The following is a 20,581-nucleotide window of genomic DNA, read 5'->3' as shown; positions in this document are numbered from 1 at the left end:
AACGGGCGCCCAGCAGTGAGCGCGCAAGACGCCGTGGCGGCAGCGGCCGCGCGGGCGCCGGTCAAGGCTGCGTCAGGCCGCCGCCAGCGGTCGTGCGCCGCCCTGGTCGTCGAACCATTGCAGCTGCGTGACGGCCAGCAGGCGTGCCAGCACACGTGCCGCCGGCTGCAACTGGCGGCGCCGGCGCACCGGCGTCACTGCTTCAAGAAACAGAGCGCCCGGCACTTCGATCATGCGGGTCAGCATGGGTTTGCCCAGCGTGAGCTGGCGTCGTTCGGGGGCAGGCGAGGGGTCGGCAGCGGCATCATGGCCGCGCCCATGGAGGGGAAAAAGTGGAAACAGAAATCATGCAAATCCGCAGGCTTGCCGTGGGCATCCTGCGTGAGCCTGAAGGACAACCGCGCTGCTCAAGGCTCTTTCAAGACAGCGGGTGGCGCAGCCTGGCGGCGTGCTGCCAAGAATGCAGGCGACCCGTTGGGTGGCTGCCGTGCATATCGTTCAGAAAAAGCCCGGAGGGATTTTCAAGCAACGACCGAAGCAGTGTAGTTGATATTTCCAGACCGTCGGACTTTTATTTTTGGGTGTTGTCCATGGGGGATTTTCGAGCGATTTTGAGGCGAGTCGTGGTCGATTTTCCGGCACTGCGCGGCCTTCAGGCGATCAATGGCCAAATCGTGCTCCCGCGCTTGTCCAGACGGCGCAAGCTGCTATCGAAAATATAGAGAAAGACCAGGCGCTGCGGGCGATCAGCCGTTGGCTTGCGGTGTCATGGCGGCCGCCCTCGTCATCGGCTGCGTGGTCTTGCAGCGCGGAAAGTTCTCGCAGCCCCAGAAGCGCTCGCCCGACTTGCGCGCGTCGCGCTCAAGCATCTTCACGCCGCAGCTCGGGCAGTTGGGGCGCCAATATTCACCCTCGAACGCCACCGCCAACAGCGCGGCCTGCTGCTCGGGCGTGAGGCGGGCGATCTGATCCAGCAGGCGCGAGCCATCCAGCGCGTTGATGCCGTCAGCCTGCGCGAACGCAAGCGCGTCGGGCGTGAAAGTGGAACGAGGTCATAGGTTCACGCACCCGCTGCGCGCAAAGCCTCGTCCACGCGCTGCGCCGCCTCGATCAGGCCGCTGACCAGGCGCTCGTCGATGTCCAGTAGTCCCTCGTATTCGCCCAGATTCCGTGTGTTGTGGCACTTGTCCAGCACGCGCCAGACTTCCGGCCCCAAGCCCAGCGTGTGCGGCAGCACCTGAAAGACGATGTAGCGCTGGCTGGGGCGATAACCCTGCCGCCGCAGCGCGGCCAGGCACAGCGCGTGCGCGGCGTTGTAGGCCAGGTCGAACCGGCTTTCGAGCGACAGCGCGGCGTTGCCCGCGTCCATCAGGCGCGCGCGGCCGGTACGCAGCAGGCCAGCGGTCTCGGCCGTGTCGGGCGGCTCGGCTTTCAGCGGCTTGCCTGGCCCGCTCAGGTTGAACAGCGAGTCAGTCGCCACGCAATACCTCTTCATCGCCCATCAGCCAGATGCGCGGCTGATCCAGCACGCGGGTGACAAAGGCGTTGTCCTGCGCGCGCCGCCGCGCCAGTTCGGCACGGGTGTACAGCGTGGGGTTGATGGCGCGGCCCAGCGTCTGCGCCGCACTTTCCAGCGCGCCAAACACCTCGGCGTAGCCCAGCGCATCGCTGACGATCAGCACATCCACGTCGCTGGCGGCCGTGTCCTCGCGCCGTGCGACTGAGCCATAGACGAAGGCCATGGTGATCTGCCCCGCCAGCGGCGCCAGCGCCGCCCGCAGCACATCGGCTAGGCCCACCGTTTTCAGCACCAGCCCGCGCAGTTCGGCAAACACCGGCGACGCCGCGTTGGCTTGATAGTGCTTCTGGTTGCCCTGGTCACGGACTGTAATCAGCCCGGCCGCCAGCAAACTGGCCAACTCACGCTGCACCGCCCCCGTGCCCGAGCGCGCGAGCGCGATCAACTCGTTGGCGTAAAAGCTGCGATCCGGCGACCCGAACAGCACCGCCAGCACGCGCTGGCGCACCGCGGGAAGAGGGCGTCGGCGGTCGAGGTCATGCTGGCAGTTTATACCCAAATTGGGTTTGATGAAACCCGAATTGGGTTGGTGATGGGGCAGCGATGCGCCTCATTGATCATGGCTGAAAGGGCGTTTTCATTTGGCCCAATAGTCACTACGGTTAGAGGCTAAAACCGGCTTCAGCGCTTGATGGTCAGGCGCGAGCAGCTATAAAAATATACTGGCCAGCGCATCATGCGGCGCGGGAGGCAGTCACCTTGGGCAGCGTGGTCTTGCAGCGAGGACCGCGGACACACCCGCAGAAATGATTGCTGCTGTCCGAGGTGCGACGAGTAATCTTCATCTGACCCCAATTTCCCCCTTCACGCAAGGAACCCGGGCAGATCATCATCTTGGAGAACGAAGAGCCGAACGCTGAGACCTTGTCAAAGTTACGCCACACCGAGTTTGTTGGATCAGGCAACACGACGGGGCGCGGTGGCTTTTTCCCCATCTAGCCCCGAATCCTTATGAATCGACCCGGATTTCGTGGTCTTTTTAGGGCCTGTTAGACATCGAGAACCGCCGGTGCGGTTGAGGCACTTTTAGGTAGGGTGACGAAGTGCCAAATCGAGCCTAAAGGTGTCTGTCCCTTCGTTTATTGGATGCCCAAAAATTTTCGATAGCTGAGGTTCACGATCCAAGGAATCTTGTTTTGCGCGTTATGCTCGCTCGAAAATAGCGTCGGATCGTGCTGATATTGGGTATGTTTGCCGCCCTTCTCGCCAACTATAAAATCAATTTCGAATAAAAATTCTGCGAGTTGATCGGTGGATTTGAAGGGGAATCCGTTTACGCTCGGAATATTTTCGGCGCCCAGCTTTTTACGAATAACCTGTCTATTAGCGATATTAATTTGAACTTGGTTAGGCTTTTTCGCTACCCCTGAATGCATCAATAACTTTTTGGAGTTCCTTGAACTGGTGTTGATGCTCTTTAATTAGATCGCTTATTTTTCTTGGCCAAATGAGCCCATTACGGCATCAAAGTGACGTTGCTGAATAAGATGGGTTCCGGCTGCATTTCCAGCTTGTTTGCAGAGTTGCCCTAGCCACCTAGGTCTCTTGCCTGCAAGCATCATCGCAACTCGTAGTGGATCGCTGTCCTTTTCGGACCCGATTCTAAATTGGCCCGAAAAACCTGGGCCAAAATCCGGGTGTAGTCTGTTTGTTCATTCCAGTGTGCGTATTCGGCGCTTCCATTTCTTTGTAAATAGCTAAGAATTCTTTTTGCAAATATACTTCTCAGATGCTCGTCTGACCACTTTATTTCAGTAATGTATTGTCTAAATTTATCTTGATCCTCCATGCCTCTCAAATTTGTCCAGACATCTGGGCGTACACTTGCTCTGATGCGAAGACCCTCAACAGAAAATGCAAGAGATCTAATTGCGCTGAAGAAGGCCCAATTCTAGTTTGTAGTTCGGGTGTATCGACAAATTTTGCGTCGATGTCGTCAACAAGAAGCCAAACGCTTTTTGCTTTGGATTCTTGCAGTCTTCTGAGAATGTGTTCGTAGCCAAGCCTGTCAGGGTCTGTAGGATTGCTCGCTTCTAGCGAAACGGCGCCGTTTGTTGCTGCAAGAGCTGCAATGTTTATGGCTTTCCCAATCCTGGCCATAAGGCCGGTGACAAGATTCTTGCCCTTTAGGCCCTCTATCTCTGCTGCTTCTACCAGTGACATTGTGTCATCTGAGCCTGCAAATCCTATTTGACTTGCAATCTCCATAGAGATGCGCTTGCATATCACTTGCTTCCATCGATTTTCTATCTTGGAGGCGTCATTTCCTGTGAAGTCGGCAAGGCCAATGAGTTCGTTTCCGGTTACCTTGATTACTATGGACTCTTTGTCTAATGGGTTATTGGCGTTGATTAGTCGATATTTCAGGTGAGAAAGTAGCGCGGATTTGCCCATGCCCTTTCTTGCTTTGACTATCTCAATGCGACGACTCTTGTCGGATGCTCTGGTGAATGATTGGTGTTCAAGGAAATAACCTGCCAATACTTCGGGATCCTCATCTTCGCCATTGTCGTTGCCAAAGATGACCTCGTAGTCAACCTGCTCCCGCTCCTCTGCAATAGAAGAATTGCGCAAATAGTTCACTTTGTACCGCCCTGTTTTGAATGAGCTTACTTTCCCCAGCCATCCTTCAACCCCGTCACCCGGTTGAAAACCACTTTCCCGCCCACGCCATGGTCCGCCCGGTCGGCCACAAAGTAGCCGTGCCGCTCAAACTGGAATTTCTGGTCCGGCTTGGCCGCGGCCAGTGACGGTTCCACGACCGCCGTCACCACCTTCAGGCTGTCGGGGTTCAACGCATCCAGGAAGTTCTTGCCGCCCGCGTCGGGTTGCGGGTCGGTGAACAGGTGGTCGTACAGGCGCACTTCGGCGCTCACGCCGTCGGCGGCGCCCACCCAGGTGATGGCGGCCTTGGCCTTGACGCTGTCGGCGCCGGGGGTGCCGCTCTTGGTGCCGGCGATCACTTTGGCGTGCACTTCGGTCACTTTGCCGTCCGCGTCTTTGGCGCAACCCGTGCATTCGATGACGTAGCCACCTTTCAGGCGCACGACGTTGCCGGGGAACAGCCGCTTGTAGCCCTTGGGCGGCACTTCTTCAAAGTCTTCGCGTTCGATCCACACGTCTTTGCCGATCTTGAACACGCGGTCGGGCGGCGGGGTCTGGCCTTCGGCAATGGCGCTGTGGGGCAGGGCGGGCTGGGTGCAGTCTTCGGTGTAGGCGTCCGACCCGAACACCTCGGCCCAGTTGGTGAGCACCAGCTTGACGGGGTCGAGCACGGCCATGCCGCGGTGGGCTTTGTTTTCCAGGTCTTCGCGCAGGCAGCCGTCGAGCGTGCTGTAGTCGATCCAGGAATCGCTCTTGGTCACGCCGATGCGTTCGGCAAACAGCTGGATGGCCTCGGGCGTGTAGCCGCGGCGGCGCAGGCCGACGATGGTGGGCATGCGCGGGTCGTCCCAGCCGCTGACTTTTTCTCGTTCACCAGCTGCGCCAGCTTGCGCTTGCTGGTGATGACGTAGGTGAGGTTCAGGCGCGCAAATTCGTACTGCCGCGGCGGCGGGCCTTGAGCAGGCCGCCTTCGATGAGGCGCTCCAGCAGCCAGTCGTAGAAGGGGCGCTGGTCTTCAAATTCCAGCGTGCAGATGGAGTGGGTGATCTGCTCCAGCGCGTCCTCAATGGGGTGCGCGTAGGTGTACATGGGGTAGATGCACCACTTGTCGCCGGTGTTGTGGTGCGTGGCGCGGCGGATGCGGTAAATCGTCGGGTCGCGCAGGTTGATGTTGGGCGATGCCATGTCGATCTTGGCGCGCAGCACCATGGCGCCGTCGGCGTGCTGGCCATCGCGCATTTCGCGGAAGCGCGCCAGGTTGTCGGCGGGCGAACGGTCGCGGAAGGGGCTGTTGGTGCCGGGCGTGCCGAAGTCGCCGCGCGTGGCGCGCATTTGCTCGGGGTCTGCTCGTCCACGTAGGCGTGGCCGGCTTCGATGAGGTATTCGGCCGCGCGGTACATGAAGTCGAAGTAGTCGCTGGCGAAGTATTCGTGCGGCTGCTTCACGCCGGGGCGGGCGGGGTCGTCGGCAAAGTGGTGGTCCCAGCCGAGCCAGCGCACCATGTCGCGGATGCTGTCGACGTACTCCTGCTCTTCCTTCTCGGGGTTGGTGTCGTCAAAGCGCAGGTGGCACACGCCGCCGTACTCTTGCGCCAGGCTGAAGTTGAGCCAGATGCTCTTGGCGTGGCCGATGTGCAGGTAGCCGTTGGGCTCGGGCGGAAAGCGCGTGCGGATGCGCGCCGGGTCCAGCGCGCCGGCGGCGTGGCTGGGGCCGTCGCCCGGCTGGCCGCCCCACATGCGCTGGGCGTGGGTGCCTTTTTCAAGGTCGGCCTCGATGGCCTGGCGGATGAAGTTGCTGGGCTTGGCGGCGTCGGCCGGGGTGGGTTTGGCGGGGGATGACATGGCGCAGATTCTAGGTCGGCACCCCGTTGGTGCGGCACGCGGCGCCGGTGGGCGCGGTGGGTCGCCGCGGGTGTGACTTTGTGCCGCCGGGCTGGCGTAAACCCTTGATTTTTCAAGGTGTGGGTTACCGTTGGATACGGCTTTCACCTGGGCGATGTGGTCTGTATCGCGCTTTGCTTCGTTTAATCAGGGTATCGGCCGCGTTCGGCATATCCCGCAACGGGCCGCGTACCAGGAGTTTGACCATGAAGACGATGCAGCGCATGTTGGCCACCGGGCTGCTCGCCGCGGGCGCGCTGGGCGCCGTGGGTGTGGCCCAGGCACGGGATGTGTATTGGTCGGTGGGCGTGGGCTCGCCGGGGGTGTCGGTGGGGGTGGGCAACGTGCCGCCCGCCTATTACGGCCCGGCGCCGGTGTATGTGCAGCCCGCGCCCGTGTACGTGGCGCCGCGCCCCGTGTACGTGCGCCCGCGCCCCGTGTATGTGCAGCCGCCGGCCTATTACGCGCCGCCGCGCGTGGTGTACCGCCCGGCGCCGGTGTATTACGGCCCGCCCGGCCACTGGCACAAGAAGCCGCGCAAGCACCGCCGGCACCGTGGCTGGGACGATTGACGTGCGTTAACCTCCGGGTTCTCCCGCCGGGAAACAGGCCCCCAGTGCCCAGGCCGGCTTCTCCAAGGTGACCACCCTTGCAGCCCGCTCATCTGAGCGGGCTTTTCTTTGCTGGCGGCCTGACGGCGAGGGCCGGGTGTACGCCCGTGCCGGTGTGGCGGGGCAGGGTGCGGGTGCAGTGTTGCCTCTAATACTCCCTGCATACCTGTTCAGTAGCGCCCGTCAGATGGGCGCTGGAGATCGATACTCCTGTTTTCAGGCAGACTCCGTACCCGTGGGACGGGAGCGGGCTTGCCTGCGTTGGCAATTGTTTGCGCCGATGCGTGAGCAGATACTCCCCTTATATCTATCCGTCAGCGCCCGTCCATCAAGCGCTGGGAGCCGATACTCCGCTATTGCGGCAGATCGCACAAGGCCGATGTCATCGCCTGCAAGTGGCGGGGCCGAACCCGCCGCGCGCGCCTACAGCGCCTTGAACAGGTGGGCGTAGAGGCGGCTGACGGCCAGCTGGTCGGGGCAGCCGCGCAGCGTCAGGTGCAGCTTGCCGGCCTCGTCGCGCCGCACGGTGTCGATGGCGTCGGCGCGCACCAGGGTGCTGCGGTGGATCTGCCAGAACTCGTCGGCACTCAGGCGCGGCAGCAGGTCTTTCAGCGGCGTGCGCAGCAGGTGTTCGCCGCCTGGCGTGACCACGCGCACGTATTTGTCGGCCGCCTGCAGGTACAGCACCTCGGCCAGTGGCACCATGCGGATGGTCGAGCCGCCCGAGCCGGCGGTGCTGACGGGCAACTGGCGCAGCGGCGCCGGCGCGGCGGCATCGGCGCCCGGCTGCAGCGCGGCCAGCAGGTGGCGCAGCTGGTCGGCGGTGGCCTGCAGGCTGGCCTGGTTAGCTATTGGGTTGATAGCTGCCGGCGCTTGTGCAGCAAGCGCTGCGCGCAGTTTTGCGCTGATTTGTGCAGCCGCTCGGGCTGCACGGGCTTCAGCACGTAGTCGATGGCCTGCGTCTCGAAAGCCTGCACGGCGTACTGGTCGTAGGCGGTGACGAAGGCCAGGGCGGGGAAGGGTTGGGCGCTGCTGTCCCACGCGTCGGCCAGCTCGGCGGCGGCGTCCAGGCCGCTCAGGCCGGGCATGCGGATGTCGAAAAACAGCACGTCGGGCCGCAGCGCCAGTGCCTCGCGCACCGCACTGGCGCCGTCGCCCACGGTGGCGACGATGCGCAGATCGGGCCAGGCGCGCGCCAGCTCGGCCTGCAGGGCGGCGGCCAGCAGGGGTTCGTCTTCGGCAATCAGGGCGGTGGGCATCTTTTGGCGGTTCAGCGAGGATGAGTCGGAACTGTAGGAGCGGCGGAAGCCGCGAATCGGCGCCTGCACGTGGCGATGCGGCCATTCGCGGCTTCCGCCGCTCCTACGGGAATGCAGATCAACGACGGGTAGGCGGCATGGCTCATCGCGGGTGCAGCACCATGCGATCGCTTTCGATGCGCACGTCGAAATGGCGCAGGAACGACTGGCCCAGCAGCGCGCCGCTGCCGTCGCCCATGTCCAGCCCGGTGGTCACGCTGACGTCGTTGTGCGCCAGCGGCCCGGCCTTGACCGGCACGCCGTGCACCAGCCGCCCTTCGCGCGTGCCGCCCGCGGTGCTGAGGGTGATGGGGCGCCCTTCTGGCAGGCGCGCGGCGCGCGCCAAGCGGCTGCTGATGGCCACGCTGCTGGCGCCGGTGTCGACGAGGAAGGTGACGGGCTCGTGGTTCACCTCGCCGCGCACGTAGAAGTGGCCGTCGCGGCTGCGCGGGATGACCAACTCGCCGCCCGCCATCTGGTACGGCTCCAGCCCTGCTCGCTGGCGGCCCTCCCACCACGCAAAGCCCCACCACAGCGCGCCCGCCAGCAGCAGCCAGAAGGCGAGCAGGGCGGCGGTGCTGCGGCGCAGGGTCTGCGCGGGGGTGGGTGAATCGGGCGGGGCCATGCGGGCGAGTATGCCGGGGCGCGGCCTGTGGTGCAGCGGCGGGCGGATGGACTGGGTGTCGTGCGGCGTCTGCCAAAACGTCAACCATCGTCATCCCGGCGAAAGCCGGGATCCAGCTCCGCCGCGCGCGTCGTGTGGATTCCGGCTTTCGCCGGAATGACGAAATGGATGTTGTTTCGTGGAAATCAAACAAGACCAGGTGTGGGAGCGGGCTTGCCCGCGATGGGGCGGTGGCTGGGGGCGATGCGCTGTATCGCGGCCAAGGCCGCTCCCACAGGGGCGGGGCGTCGTAGGAGCGGCGGCAGCCGCGAACAGGTCTGTCGTCCACCGCGGATACGCTTTGTTCGCGGCTGCCGCCGCTCCTGCCGCGGAGGGCCGGCGGCTCAACCCTTCATCAACTTCCACAGCGCCGGCTTCAGCGTGGCGGCGGCCATCAGCCCGCCCATGGCGGCGCCTTCGACGCCGAGCGAGGCCACGTCCTGCCCCGCCAGCAGCAGGCCGGGCACGGGGGTGCGCACATGCAGCGCGGGTCGAGCAGGCGCTCGGGCGTGGTGGCCAGGCCGTACATGGCGCCCTCGGGCGCCAGCGCATAGGCGGCCTGCGACAGCGGGGTGGACAGCTCGTGGTAGGCCACGCGCTGCGCCAGCGTCGGGAACAGGCGCTTGAACTGGGTGAGCAGCTGGTCCTCAATCCAGCCCTTGGTGGCCTCGTAGTCCTCGGGCCGGTGGCCGAGGCGCGAATCCTGCCAGGCGGCGAACACCTCCCAGTCGCACAGCGCCAACACCTCGGCGGTGGGCGCTTGGGCGTGCTCGGGGTCGTTCAGGCCGCTGAAGGAGACGTAGAGCGCGCCGGCGTCCTCGTCGGTGGGGTTGCGCCAGATCAGCGCCTCGGGGTCGGGCGCGGCGCCGGTGGCGTGGCCGTCGTAGATCCAGTGGTTGGCGCCGTCGAAACCGAGGGCGCGCAGCTCGTCGGCGGTGCCGCTGAAGCCCAGGTACAGCATCATGTAGGCGCAGCTGGGTTCGTGCCTGCGGATGCTGGCGCGCCAATCGGCCGCCACGCCATCGGGCAGCGCGGCGATGGTGTTGAGCGCGCCCATGGCGGAGACGATGTGGGGCGCGCGTTCTTCGCGGCCATCGGCCAGCCGCACGCCAACGGCGCGGCCGTCCTCGACCAGCAGCTGCGCCACGCGCGCGCCAGTGCGCAGCTCGCCACCCGCGTTCCACACGCCGGCCGCCAGGCTCTCGGCCAGCCGCGCCGGGCCGCCGATGGGGTAGCCCGCGCCGCCCTCGGCATAGCTGCCCATCACCAGCGCGTGCAGCACCAGCGGCGCGTGCGAGGGCGGCAGGCCGTAGTCGCCGCCGCGCGCGGCCAGGATGGCGCGCAGCTGCGGGTCGCGCACGTGCGCCAGCGCCTCGGCCAGCGTCACGTCGGCCCGGCGCTGCAAGCGCCGGCCCAGCACCCAGCGCATCAGCGTGGCCGCCGGGCGCGGCACGCCGTGCAGAGCCATCATGGTGTTGATGCTGCGGCGCGCCTGCTCGTACTGGTCGGCATACGCGTCGATGGCAGCCCCTCGGCCGGGAACTGCGCCTTCAGCCGCGCCCAGTTGTCCGCCTCGGGCGCGCCGTAGGCGAAGCGCGTTTCGGTGCCATCGGGGTGGATCAGCCGCACCAGGTCGAAGCGATCGGGCAGCGGCTGAAAGCGCAGCGTGCCGTCGCCCAGCGTGTTCAGCAGCCGGGCGAAGCGCGCTTCGTCGTCGCCAGGCGCCGTCACGCCCGTCAGGTAATGCAGGCCGGTGCCGAAGCTGAAGCCCTGGCGCGCGAAAGTCTGCGTCATGCCGCCCAGGATGTCGTGCTGCTCCAGCACCAGCACGCGCTGGCCTTCGCGCGCCAGCGCGGCGGCGGCGGTGAGGCCGCCGATGCCGGAGCCGATGACGAGGGTGTCCCAGTTCATGCCGATGCCTGGTCGATGGGAAGTTCGAGGGCGACGGTGGTGCCCGCGCCGGGCGCCGATTGCACGTGGACCACGCCGCGCCCGCCGGTGGACGAGGCCACGCGCTCGATCACCTGCGCCATGCCGAAGCGGCCTTCGCGAACGTGGGTCGCATCGAACCCGGCGCCGGTGTCGGCCACCGTGAGGCGCAGCGTGTCGCCCACGCGCTCGGCGCGCACGTCGATGCGGCCGCCCGCCACCTGCGGCTCCAGCCCGTGGCGGATGGCGTTCTCGACCAGCGGCTGCAGGATCAGCGGTGGCACGGGCAGGTCGCGCAGCGCCTCGGGCAGGTCGAAGGACGCGGCCAGGCGCGGGCCCATGCGGATCGCCATCAGGTCGAGGTAATCGCGCAGGCGCTCGAACTCGGCCGAGAGCGGGTGCGTGGTGGCGCGCGATGCATCGAGCGTGGCGCGCAGGTAGTCGTTCAGCCGGTCCACCATGCGCTGCGCGGCAGGCGGGTCGACGCCGATCAGCGCGCGCAGGTTGGCCAGGGTGTTGAACAGCATGTGCGGTTCGAGCTGGCTTTGCAGCAGGCGCAGCCGGGCCTCGGTGGCGTCGCGCTCGGCGGCGGCACGGCTGGCCTGCAGCGCGGCGGCCTGGCCGCGGGCGTGAAAGTAGAAGCTGGCCACCGTGCCCGCCGCTACGGTGACCAGCAGGCCCAGCACCAGGTCGCGCTGCGGGTACTCGGTCACGTCGCCCAGCAGCAGCCGCGCCAGCCGCGTGCCGCCGAAAAAGCCTGCCGCAATGCCGGCGGCGGTGAGGGCGACGCCGCGCCAGCCCCTGGGCCAGCCGTGGCCGCCGGTGTCGGGGTTGCGGTGGCAGTGCTGCGCCGGCACCAGCAGGCGGCCGAACTCGATCACCGCCCATGTGATCATGCCGATGCTGATCGAATGCACCAGCTGCCGCGCGTAGCCGCTGCCCGGCCACATCATGGTGGTGAACACCGCGATGACGCAGCAGAAGGCCAGCACCTGAAGGCCGTGCCGAAGGGTGTCGCGCCAGAAGGGGTGCATGTGGGTTGCTATGAGTAAAGTAGCTGTGCGCGCCCGTGGGATGGGCGCCAGGGCCGTATTTTGTGCTTGTTGGTGAGGGCAAAGCGCTTGAAAGCGAGCCCTGCCATCCCCTCTCCACCCGAAGGGGAGAGGGCCAAGGTGAGGGCGATGCCGCGGGCAGCGTGCCGGCGCGTGCTTCGTGGCGATGCGTGGTTGCCCTCACCCCCACCCTCTCCCGCGTGCGGGAGAGGGGCTGTGCGCGCCTACATGGCCAGTGCCTGCCTGTCCCATCAATCACTCGGCTGCGCGCCTGGCCGCCGCGCTGCGCCGCACGCTGGTACGCCGGCCGCGCGTGAATGCGCGCCAGCCAGTCGGTCAGGCGCGGGTGCTCGGCGGCGTTCAGGCCGGCGCGGGCTTGCGCGGCTTCGACCGGGTAGCTCATCTGCACGTCGGCGGCGCTGAAGGCATCGCCGGCGAACCAGTCGCGCTGCTGCAGTTCGCCCTCCATGTAATTCAGGTGCAGTTTCAGTTGCGGGCCGACGAAGCCGGCCATGGCCTTGTCGACGATGCCCTGGGCGACGGGCCGCACGAAGAACGGCATCCTGGCCTGCGCGATGCGGTCGAACACCAGCTTCAGCAGCAGCGGCGGCATGGCCGAGCCTTCGGCGTAATGCAGCCAGTAGCGGCAGCGCGTGGCCGCGGGCGTGCCGGGCGCGGGCAGCAGGCGGCCGTTGCCCAGGCGCTCGGCCAGCGTCTCGATGATGGCGCCGCTTTCGGCCAGCACCTCGCCATCGACCTGCACGACCGGCGACTTGCCCAGCGGGTGGACGGCCTTCAGCGCGGGCGGGGCCAGCAGGGTCTGCGGATCGCGCTGGTAATGCACGACGTCGTAAGGCTGGCCCAGTTCTTCCAGCAGCCACAGGATGCGCTGCGCGCGCGAATTGTGGAGGTGGTGGACGGTGATTGTGGGCGGGGTCATGTCAGCGCACCGCGATGGCCAGGCTGGCGGCGGCGAACCACGCCGGCACGGCGATCAGGAACACGCGCTCGGCCAAGCCGAACCAGCGCCGCAGCGGCGGCAGCAGCAGGCAGGCGACCAGGGCCGCCAGCGCCCAGGCGCACAGCCAGCGCAGGGCGATCAGCACGCCGGCCAACGCGGGCGGCGCGGCGGGGGCGAGCAGCGGCGTGGCGTTGTCGGCCACGGTGTAGTACAGCGCGAACGAGGCCACGGCGAACCCCATGTGCAGGCGGCCGCTGGCGGTCTTGGGTGCGCCCTCCAGGTCGGTGGGGAACAGCAGCACGCCGATGCGCGCCAGCACCACCGCCGCCATGCAGGCCACCAGCCAGCCCGGCAGGCCGGCCAGGTGCATCACGCCCGCCATCAGCGCGGCGGCCAGCGTGCCCAGGTGGCCGTGCCACTGGAACAGGCCGCGCGCCGTGCCCAGGGCGTAGTCGCTCACGGGATCGCGCACGGTGTCGTGATGGGGATCGCGTGCCTGCACCACGGCCAGCAACGGCGGGGCGGCGGCGTAGAGCAGGGCGGACAGCAGGGCGAGGGCGGTGGTCATGGGGGTTTCGTGCATCAGGATCGGGGTCGGTGGTGCCCCATCAATGGCCGCGGCGGGCCAGCGCGGCGCGCTCGCGTTCTACCAGGCGCTCGCGCAGCGCGGCACCGGGCCCGATCAGCCACACCGCCGCGCCGTGGATGGCCAGGCCCAGCCCCCAGCCGAGCAGCGGGTAGGCGTGCCAGTCTCGCCCAGCCGAGAGCGACAGCGCCGCCAACCCGAGGTTGACGATGGCGTACACGGCCGCGTGTATGAACCAGCCCATCTTGGCGCTGGCGCGACGGCGGGCCAGGCGGTCGAGCGCGCTGTCGACGGCGGGGGACCGCAAGTCGGTCATGGCAGAGCTCCTGTGGAACGTGTGGGTTGAGACGAGTGTGCGACGGTGTGGCGCGCGGCGCGAGCGGCTTGCGACGGAAGGCGCCAGAGCGGCGCGAAATGCGGCGGCGGCCGACGGGCCGTCACAGCCAGCCCAGCCATTGCCCCCATACCAGCTGGCCCAGATAGCGCGAAGGCAACAGCGTGAACAGCCCCGCCACGACGCAGGCGCCGACATACGTGCGCGCCATCGCCTGGCGGTGCGCCCGGATGTCGCCGCGTGCCAGGGCGCGGAAGGCCATCACCAGCATGACCAGCGTCGTGGGCACCAGCAGGTGCAGGGTGTGTAGCCGGCGATGTTGGGCAGCGTGAAATCGCGGATGAACAGGGCCGAGAGCGCGGCCAGCAGCATCATGCTGACCCACGCGTAGCCGGCGGCGCGGTGCAGGCGCGGTCGCGATGTGACGCTCCGGCCGGGTTGGCCATGGCCGCGCCGCGCCCAGAGGGCTATCGGGCCGAGCACGAGAGCGGCCAGGACCGCTGTCAGGTGCACGGCGATGACGGGACTCATCTGCATGGCAGTACTCCGTGGATGGGTCGGGTGCGGTCAGGCGGCAGCCAAGGCCTTGGGGCGAACGCCCATCAGCCGATGGCTTCGGGATGCTCGGCGAGCAGGGTGGTCAGCAGCATGGCGGGTCTCCTGGGTGGCGATGTCGATGGCCCGCACTGTGCGACGCAGGCCGGCGCCGTGCGAGCGCGATGCGACGGAATGCATGCACGCGGCGCGAGATGCGCCAGCGCGGTGTGAACTGGTGGTGTGCCGTCCGTTTCAGGATGATGAAGGAAATCGACAGTCAGTCGCCGTAGAATCGGCGCCGCAAGCTACAAATGATGTAGCGTTTCAGAAAGGTTTTTCTTGGATACCGTCCTGCTGGTCAAGGCCGCGATCATGGGCATCGTGGAGGGTTTGACCGAGTTCCTCCCCATCTCCTCCACCGGCCACCTGATCCTGGCGGGCAGCCTGCTGGGCTTCACCGGCACCAAGGCCAAGGTGTTCGACATCGCCATCCAGACCGGCGCCATCCTGGCGGTGATCATCGTGTACTGGCAGAAGATCCGCGATACCGTGGTGGCGCTGCCCAGCAGCCGGCAGGCGCAGCGCTTCACGCTGAATGTGCTGATCGCCTTTCTGCCCGCGGTGGTGCTGGGTCTGCTGTTCGGCAAGGCCATCAAGGCGCATCTGTTCACGCCGCAGGTGGTGGCCACCACCTTCATCCTGGGCGCCTTCGTCATCCTGTGGGCCGAGCGCCGGCCGCAAAACCTGGCGCGCGTGCACAGCGTGGACGACATGACGCCGCTGGACGCGCTGAAGGTCGGCCTGGTGCAGTGCTTCGCCATGATCCCCGGCACCAGCCGCTCGGGCGCCACCATCATCGGCGGCATGCTGCTGGGGCTGTCGCGCAAGGCGGCGACGGATTTCTCGTTCTTCCTCGCCATCCCCACGCTGATCGGCGCGGGCGTGTACTCGCTCTACAAGGAGCGCGCGCTGCTGTCGTGGGCCGACGCGCCCATGTTCGGCGTCGGCCTGCTGTTCTCGTTCATCAGCGCCTGGATCTGCGTACGCTGGCTGCTGCGCTACATCTCCAGCCACAGCTTCGTGCCGTTCGCGTGGTACCGCATCGCCTTCGGGCTGATCGTGCTGCTGACGTGGTGGACCGGGTGGGTGGTCTGGCAGGATTGAAGCCATGAACTTCGCTGAAACGCTGGCCACGCTGCCCACGGCGGACCACCTGCGCGGACTGGACGTGCTGGATGCCGATGGTGCCGTGGTGCACCACATCCCCGCCGCGCCGGGCAAGATGGGCTCGCTGCGCATCTACCACGCGCTGGCGCAGGCGTTCGACGGGCAACTGAGCGCGGCGGCCATCGCCCAGGGCCTGGAGTGGTTTGCCGAGCACGTGGCCGAGGCGCGGGCGCACCCGGGTTCGCACCCCAATATCGAGTTGCTGCTGGCCCAGCGGGCGGCGCCGCAGGGCTGGCGGCTGGTGCCGCTGCCGGCCTGAACTTCTCTCCATCCCTCACCAGCGGGCATCGACCATGGCCAAGGCGTTAGCGGTTCGGGTGGCACTGCTGTGCCTGGCGCTGTGGCTGCTGGGGCTGGGCACCGCGCAGGCGCAGCCGGCGGCCGACGCGCCCATCGACCCGCACACCGTGCAGCGCTGGGGCGCCGGCTGGCGTTACGCCCAGGCCGGCTGGACGGTGGTGCACATCGAGGGCGCGCCGCGCGAACGCGGCCTGCAGCATGGTCACCTGCTGGCGACCGAGATCGCGGCCTATATTCGCGCGCTGTCGGAGTTCTGGGGCCCCAAGGCGCCCGCGGCCGCCTGGGCGCAGAACCGTCGGGTGGCGCAAACCCTCTTCGGCCAGGGTTTTCCGCCCGAACAGATGCAGGAGATGCAGGGCATCGTCGATGGCGCCAACGCCGGCGCGCGCGCGCATGGTCGCAGGCTGGACGTGCTGGACATCATCACCCTCAACACCTCGAACGAGCTCGACACGCTGCACGACGCGCTGGTGGTCACGCCCAATGTGCCCCACCTGCGCATTGCCACGCAGCAGCCGCTGGACCCGACGCTGCGCGTGGCGCGCCAGGCCCGCAAGCCGCCGCAGCGCTGCAACGCCTTCATCGCCAACGGCCCGGCCACGGCGGACGGGCAGATCGTGTTCGGCCACATCACGATGTACGACCTGTACCCGGCCAACTTCTACAACGTGTGGATGGAAGTCAAACCCACGCAGGGCCACCGCTTCGTCATGCAGACCACGCCCGGCGGCATGCACAGCGGCATGGACTATGCGATCAACGAAGCCGGGATGCTGCTGGCCGAGACCACGCTCGACCAGGGCCCCATGGTGCCCGGCGGCACGCCGCTGGCCGCGCGCATCCGCCAGGCGCAGCAGTACGCCGGCAGCATCGACGAAGCCACCGCGCTGCTCACCCGAAACGACAACGGCCTGTGCTCCACCGAATGGGTGATGGGCGACCTGAAGCGCAACGAGATCGCGCTGCTGACGCTGGCCGGCGGCCAGAGCCGGCTGCGTCGCAGCAGCAGGGCCGAGTGGTTCGAGGGCGCCGAGGGCTTCTACTGGAGCGACAACAACATCAAGGAAGAGGGCGCTCGCCTGGCGGCCACCGCGCGGCGCGACGGCCGGCCTTCGGGCAGCGCGGCCTACGAGCCCTCGAAGCGCGATGCGGTGTGGCTGCGCGAATACCGCGCGCACAAGGGCCGCATCGACCAGGACTTCGCGCGCAAGCTGCTGTCCATGCCCGAGATCGTGTCGGCCTTCGGGGTCGATGCCAAGTACACCGATGCGCGGCTGGCGTCGCAACTAAAAAGCTGGGGCACGTTCGGCCCGCCCACCGGCACGCTGTGGCCGCCCACGGCGCAGGAGGCGCGCGACCACGCGGCGATCCGTCCGCTGATCCCCAACCCGTGGACCCTGCTGGATGTGCAGGCGCCGCCGCGGGTATCCACCGCGCAGCCGGCCGACAGGCCGCACCCGCGCCTGGCCTGGCCATCGCCCAGGCCAGCGGCCTACGCGCCGCCACCGCCGTACTGGCAGGGCACGCTGCTGCCGGCCAGCGATGCCGACATCTGGCTGTCCACCGGCTTCGCGCGCCTGGAGCGCATGCTGGCCGAACTGAACGCACCCGCCGCGCCCGGCGCCACGCCCACCGACCCTGATGACGACCTGGGCGTGGAACTGGGCTATCACCGCAGCCTGTTCGGCCGCGCGGCGCGCGCGGGCTGGACAAACCGCTGGCCGAAACGCGCCCCGACATGGGCGACGTGCTGGGCTACCAGCTGGTGGCCGGCAAGGGCGTGCTGTTCCTGCACACGCTGCGCGACATCGTGGGGCACGACACGTTCGACGCCGCCATGCGCCGGTTGGGACGCGAGCGCAACGGCCAGCGCGTCGGCACGCACGACTTTCAGACGTTCCTGCAGCGGCACACGCAGCGCCCGCTCGGGCCCCTGTTCGACTGGTGGACGCGGCAGCCCGGCCTGCCGCTGCTGGGCGTGGCGGGCGCCGAATCACGCCCCGTGGGCAAAAGCTGGGAGGCGGTGGTGACGCTGGACGTGTCGCGCATCGGCCCCGCGCTGGCGGTGCCGGTGACGGTGGAAACGGCCGAGGGCGACGTCACGCAGGCGCAGGTGTTCGACGCCGAGCACGCGCAGATCCGCATCGCCACACGCGCGAAGCCGCTGCGCGTGGTGGTCGACAAGCACGGCACCACCGCGCGCGGCAACGGTTCGCCCTTCACCATCCTGACCATGGACGACGAGCTGGAGCACGCGCTGATCGTGTACGGCACGCAGGACGAGGCGGTGGGCAACCACGAGGCCGCCAAGCTGCTGCAGACCGCGCTGCGCCGGCGCGAGCACAACGTGCAGCCGCCCATCAGGGCCGACCGCGAGGTGACCGAGGACGAGCTGCGCGGCCACCACCTGCTGCTGGTCGGCCGCCCGACCACCAACGCCGTCAGCCAGCGCCTGGCGGCGCAGTGGCCGGTGGATTTCGGCCCGCGCTCGTTCACCGTGCGCGGCCAGACCTACACGCACCCCGAAAGCGCGGTGCTGGCCGCGGGCGACAACCCACTGAATCCGCGCTATTCCGCCGTGTTGGTGGCGGGCCTGGGCAGCCTGGGCACCTACCAGACGGTGGGCAAGCTGTCGGACGACGTGCTGGGTTATGCGCCCATCGTCATCGCGCCGTTCGGCCGCGACCCGCGCGAGCTGGTGCCGCCGCTGCCCGGGCTGACGGTGGTGCCGAACTTCCCGTAACCCGGACCCCGGGCGTGGCCCGGCGGGCGGCAACTTTACATTTCTTCAAGTCCGGGTCACCGGGCCGCCCGAAGGCGCCCGCTACGATGGCGCCCAAGTCCCCATCACGCCGCACCGCGCCCGCCAGCGCATGCCGTCCGATGTCAGCCATGCCCCAGAACGAAGAACCGAATCCGCATCTCCCGCCACCCCCGCCGGCAGCCCGCCCGCGCCACCGCTGGCTTGGCCGTGTGCTGGCGCTGCTGTTCGTGCTGGGGCTGGCCGGCGCCGCGTGGTGGCTGGTGCAGCGCGCCAATGCGCCGGCGGCGCCAGCGGCACGCGGTGGTGGCGGGCCGGGCGGCGGTGGTGGCCCCGGCATGATGGGCGGTGGTGGTGGCGCATCGGCCACCGTGGGCGTGGCGCGTGCGCGGCAGGGCAATCTGCCCATCGTGATCGATGCGCTCGGCACCGTCACGCCCGTCACCCAGGTGGTGCTGCGCCCGCAGGTGTCGGGCGTGCTGACCGAGGTGCTTTTCACCGAAGGCCAGGCGGTGCAGAAGGGCCAGTTGCTGGCGCGCATCGACCCGCGCCCGTTCGAGCAGGCGCTGGCGCAGGCGCAGGGCGAGCGCGCGCGCATCCAGGCGCAGCTGTCGGCCGCGCGCGTCACGCTGGGCCGCTACGAAACGCTGTGGAAGCAGGATTCCATCGCCCGGCAGGACGTGGACACGCAGGCCGCGCTGGTCAAGCAGCTCGAAGGCCAGGTGCAGAGCAGCACCGCCAGCGAGGGCAACGCGCGCATCAACCTGGGCTATGCGCGCATCACCGCGCCCATCAGCGGCCGCATCGGCCTGCGCGCGGTGGACCCGGGCAACATGGTGCAGGCGGGCGCCGCCACAGGCATCGCCACCATCACGCAGATGGCACCTATCGACGTGAAGTTCGCCGTGCCGCAGGACCGCGTGCAGGACGTGCTGGCGGCGCAGCGCGGCGGCAGCCTGCCGGTGGGTGCGCTCGACCGCACGCGCAACGATTCGCTGGCGCAGGGGCGCTTTCTGACGCTCGACAACGTCATCGACACCGCCACCGGCACGCTGCAGGCCAAGGCGCGCTTCGACAACGCGCAGGGCCAGCTCTTCCCCAACCAGTTCGTCAACGTGCGCCTGCAACTGGGCGCCACGCCCGGCGTGCTGGTGCCGGTAACGGCCGTGCGCACCGGGCCGGAGGGTGACTACGTCTACGTGGTCGATGCCGAGCGCGTGGCGCACATGCGGCCCGTGAAGCGCGGTGGCGCCACGGTGGACGACGTGCTCATCACGGCGGGCGTGCAGGCGGGCGAACTGGTCGTCACCGAAGGCGGCGACCGGGTGAAGGATGGCGGCAGGGTCGCGCTGGCGGGCGAGGCGCGCGGGCCGAGGGGCGGTGCCTCGGGTGCACGGGAGCCGCGCGGTGGCGCCAGCGGCGCGGCGCGTGCGGGCAGTGCGCCGGCGGCTGCAACTTCTGATTCAAATCGGCCTTCAGCGCAGGTAGGATCAGTGCAAGAAGCTCCTGATTCAGGAGCATCCGCGCCGGCCAGACCCGCCAGCGGTGCCTGGATGGACCGCCTGCCGCCCGACGTGCGCGAGAAGGTGATGGCGATGCCGCCGGAGGAAAGGCGAGCGTATCTGCAGAAGTTGCGCGAGCAGCGTGGTGGTCAGGGCCCGACGCAGTGATGGCCGGTTGACGAGTTCGCACGCATGACGTCCTCAGCCTTCTCAGTTCTTCTTCAAGCGCGTCAGTGCTGCCGCATAGACCGCGTTGCGCTCTCGCTTGCCGACGGCGACCACGGTCACGGTGACGATGCCGTCATCGACCTGGTACACGAGTCGGAAGCCCGCTGCACGCAGCTTGATCTTGTACAGGTCGCGCGCACCATGCAGCGCGGCGCTGGGCACGCGGGGTTGTTCCAGCCGCTCGGCCAGCTTCTTCCTGAACTGCTCGCGCACAGGGGGCTGAGCTGGCGCCATTCCTTCAGCGCCGATTCCTTGAAGCGCAGGCTATAGCTCATCGAGCGTCACGGCGACCGAGGCTTCGTGCTGGCGCTGCTCGACCAGTTGCAGCAACTGGGCGTCGTCGATCAGTTCCATCATCGCCTCGTACGCCGCGGCCGGCACGCAATAGAACGCCGGTGCGTTGCGGTTCAGCACCGCAATTGGCATGCCGTTGCCGCTGGCAACCACTTTCATGGGGTTGGCTTTGAGCTCGGAAATGCTGGCCGCCGTATCGGCAAGAACAGGGTGGGGCATGGCAGGACTCCTTTC

At 67.6% G+C, this 20,581-nt stretch carries 22 protein-coding genes and 4 pseudogenes; 7 read left to right on the top strand and 19 right to left on the bottom strand.

Annotated elements, in window-relative coordinates:
- Positions 1-72: 72 nt before the first annotated feature.
- Entirely contained in the window at positions 73-246 is a 174-nt protein-coding gene (locus H0I39_RS02655) for a hypothetical protein (protein ID WP_180549476.1), read from the bottom strand.
- A gap of 86 nt (positions 247-332) precedes the next feature.
- Between H0I39_RS02655 and H0I39_RS02650 the strand changes: the two genes are divergently transcribed.
- Positions 333-722: a hypothetical protein gene (locus tag H0I39_RS02650; RefSeq protein WP_180549475.1), complete on the top strand. Its 390-nt coding sequence runs from the start codon at positions 333-335 to the stop codon at positions 720-722.
- A gap of 24 nt (positions 723-746) precedes the next feature.
- Here H0I39_RS02650 and H0I39_RS02645 read toward each other — a convergent pair whose 3' ends face one another.
- The 6 genes and pseudogenes from H0I39_RS02645 to H0I39_RS02620 all read right to left on the bottom strand — a co-directional run bounded on the left by H0I39_RS02645 (position 747) and on the right by H0I39_RS02620 (position 6,024).
- Complete coding sequence (locus H0I39_RS02645; protein ID WP_308645906.1) at positions 747-923, bottom strand: topoisomerase DNA-binding C4 zinc finger domain-containing protein; 177 nt, start codon at positions 921-923, stop codon at positions 747-749.
- A gap of 137 nt (positions 924-1,060) precedes the next feature.
- Positions 1,061-1,480 (bottom strand): hypothetical protein, encoded by a 420-nt coding sequence (locus tag H0I39_RS02640; protein ID WP_308645746.1) that lies wholly within the window; start codon positions 1,478-1,480, stop codon positions 1,061-1,063.
- The gene (locus tag H0I39_RS02635) at positions 1,470-2,027 is read right to left on the bottom strand and encodes a nucleotidyltransferase domain-containing protein (RefSeq protein WP_180549473.1); all 558 of its coding nucleotides are present in this window, start codon (positions 2,025-2,027) and stop codon (positions 1,470-1,472) included. Before H0I39_RS02635 ends, H0I39_RS02640 begins: the two co-directional genes overlap by 11 nt.
- A gap of 631 nt (positions 2,028-2,658) precedes the next feature.
- Complete coding sequence (locus tag H0I39_RS02630) at positions 2,659-2,955, bottom strand: hypothetical protein (RefSeq protein WP_180549472.1); 297 nt, start codon at positions 2,953-2,955, stop codon at positions 2,659-2,661.
- A gap of 418 nt (positions 2,956-3,373) precedes the next feature.
- Complete coding sequence (locus tag H0I39_RS02625; RefSeq protein WP_180549471.1) at positions 3,374-4,162, bottom strand: P-loop ATPase, Sll1717 family; 789 nt, start codon at positions 4,160-4,162, stop codon at positions 3,374-3,376.
- Between the two features lie 26 nt (positions 4,163-4,188).
- A pseudogene (locus H0I39_RS02620) lies at positions 4,189-6,024 on the bottom strand (glutamine--tRNA ligase/YqeY domain fusion protein).
- A gap of 245 nt (positions 6,025-6,269) precedes the next feature.
- On the opposite strand from H0I39_RS02620, the gene H0I39_RS02615 reads away from it, so the two are divergent.
- Positions 6,270-6,635: a hypothetical protein gene (locus H0I39_RS02615; RefSeq protein WP_180549470.1), complete on the top strand. Its 366-nt coding sequence runs from the start codon at positions 6,270-6,272 to the stop codon at positions 6,633-6,635.
- Between the two features lie 462 nt (positions 6,636-7,097).
- On the opposite strand, the pseudogene H0I39_RS02610 reads toward H0I39_RS02615, so the two are convergent.
- From H0I39_RS02610 to H0I39_RS23030, 10 genes and pseudogenes are all read right to left on the bottom strand, one after another.
- A pseudogene (locus H0I39_RS02610) lies at positions 7,098-7,933 on the bottom strand (LytR/AlgR family response regulator transcription factor).
- 142 nt (positions 7,934-8,075) lie between these two features.
- Positions 8,076-8,597 carry a retropepsin-like aspartic protease family protein gene (locus H0I39_RS02605; protein WP_180549469.1) on the bottom strand — a complete coding sequence of 174 codons (522 nt, stop codon included), beginning with the start codon at positions 8,595-8,597 and terminating at the stop codon, positions 8,076-8,078.
- Between the two features lie 433 nt (positions 8,598-9,030).
- On the bottom strand, positions 9,031-10,107 hold the full coding sequence (locus H0I39_RS02600) for a phytoene desaturase family protein (RefSeq protein WP_180549468.1): 1,077 nt from the start codon (positions 10,105-10,107) through the stop codon (positions 9,031-9,033).
- Positions 10,104-10,526: pseudogene (locus H0I39_RS02595) on the bottom strand (NAD(P)-binding protein); the annotation flags it as partial. The pseudogene H0I39_RS02595 and the gene H0I39_RS02600, both read right to left, overlap by 4 nt.
- Positions 10,527-10,543: 17 nt before the next feature.
- The gene (locus tag H0I39_RS02590; RefSeq protein ID WP_180549467.1) at positions 10,544-11,599 is read right to left on the bottom strand and encodes a sensor histidine kinase; all 1,056 of its coding nucleotides are present in this window, start codon (positions 11,597-11,599) and stop codon (positions 10,544-10,546) included.
- A 292-nt stretch (positions 11,600-11,891) separates the two neighbouring features.
- Positions 11,892-12,557, bottom strand: a pseudogene (locus H0I39_RS02585) (glutathione S-transferase family protein); the annotation flags it as partial.
- 1 nt (position 12,558) lies between these two features.
- Positions 12,559-13,146, bottom strand: coding sequence for a DUF998 domain-containing protein (locus H0I39_RS02580; RefSeq protein ID WP_180549466.1), 588 nt, complete (start codon positions 13,144-13,146; stop codon positions 12,559-12,561).
- A 40-nt stretch (positions 13,147-13,186) separates the two neighbouring features.
- Positions 13,187-13,480, bottom strand: coding sequence for a 2TM domain-containing protein (locus tag H0I39_RS02575; RefSeq protein WP_180549465.1), 294 nt, complete (start codon positions 13,478-13,480; stop codon positions 13,187-13,189).
- A gap of 121 nt (positions 13,481-13,601) precedes the next feature.
- On the bottom strand, positions 13,602-13,787 hold the full coding sequence (locus H0I39_RS23035) for a DUF2306 domain-containing protein (protein WP_307776754.1): 186 nt from the start codon (positions 13,785-13,787) through the stop codon (positions 13,602-13,604).
- The gene (locus H0I39_RS23030; RefSeq protein ID WP_307776753.1) at positions 13,760-14,035 is read right to left on the bottom strand and encodes a DUF2306 domain-containing protein; all 276 of its coding nucleotides are present in this window, start codon (positions 14,033-14,035) and stop codon (positions 13,760-13,762) included. Before H0I39_RS23030 ends, H0I39_RS23035 begins: the two co-directional genes overlap by 28 nt.
- A 339-nt stretch (positions 14,036-14,374) precedes the next feature.
- Between H0I39_RS23030 and H0I39_RS02565 the strand changes: the two genes are divergently transcribed.
- The 5 genes from H0I39_RS02565 to H0I39_RS02545 all read left to right on the top strand — a co-directional run bounded on the left by H0I39_RS02565 (position 14,375) and on the right by H0I39_RS02545 (position 19,993).
- Positions 14,375-15,199: an undecaprenyl-diphosphate phosphatase gene (locus H0I39_RS02565; protein WP_180549464.1), complete on the top strand. Its 825-nt coding sequence runs from the start codon at positions 14,375-14,377 to the stop codon at positions 15,197-15,199.
- A gap of 4 nt (positions 15,200-15,203) precedes the next feature.
- Positions 15,204-15,521, top strand: coding sequence for a DUF2322 family protein (locus H0I39_RS02560; RefSeq protein ID WP_180549463.1), 318 nt, complete (start codon positions 15,204-15,206; stop codon positions 15,519-15,521).
- A gap of 58 nt (positions 15,522-15,579) precedes the next feature.
- Positions 15,580-17,592, top strand: a complete 2,013-nt coding sequence (locus H0I39_RS02555) for a C45 family autoproteolytic acyltransferase/hydrolase (RefSeq protein WP_180549462.1) — start codon at positions 15,580-15,582, stop codon at positions 17,590-17,592.
- Entirely contained in the window at positions 17,565-18,305 is a 741-nt protein-coding gene (locus tag H0I39_RS02550; RefSeq protein WP_180549461.1) for a hypothetical protein, read from the top strand. The genes H0I39_RS02555 and H0I39_RS02550 overlap by 28 nt, the downstream gene beginning before the upstream one ends.
- A 149-nt stretch (positions 18,306-18,454) precedes the next feature.
- Entirely contained in the window at positions 18,455-19,993 is a 1,539-nt protein-coding gene (locus H0I39_RS02545; protein WP_180549460.1) for an efflux RND transporter periplasmic adaptor subunit, read from the top strand.
- Positions 19,994-20,035: 42 nt separating this feature from the next.
- Here H0I39_RS02545 and H0I39_RS02540 read toward each other — a convergent pair whose 3' ends face one another.
- Positions 20,036-20,266, bottom strand: coding sequence for a type II toxin-antitoxin system RelE family toxin (locus H0I39_RS02540; protein ID WP_373368247.1), 231 nt, complete (start codon positions 20,264-20,266; stop codon positions 20,036-20,038).
- Positions 20,267-20,317: 51 nt separating this feature from the next.
- Positions 20,318-20,566, bottom strand: coding sequence for a type II toxin-antitoxin system Phd/YefM family antitoxin (locus H0I39_RS02535; RefSeq protein ID WP_180549459.1), 249 nt, complete (start codon positions 20,564-20,566; stop codon positions 20,318-20,320).
- Positions 20,567-20,581 lie beyond the last annotated feature (15 nt).

Source organism: Ottowia beijingensis (assembly GCF_013423955.1).
In the GTDB taxonomy this organism is placed as follows: Bacteria; Pseudomonadota; Gammaproteobacteria; order Burkholderiales; family Burkholderiaceae_C; genus Ottowia; species Ottowia beijingensis.
Note: the sequence above shows the minus strand (reverse complement) of the source record. Positions and strands in the feature narration are given on the sequence as shown.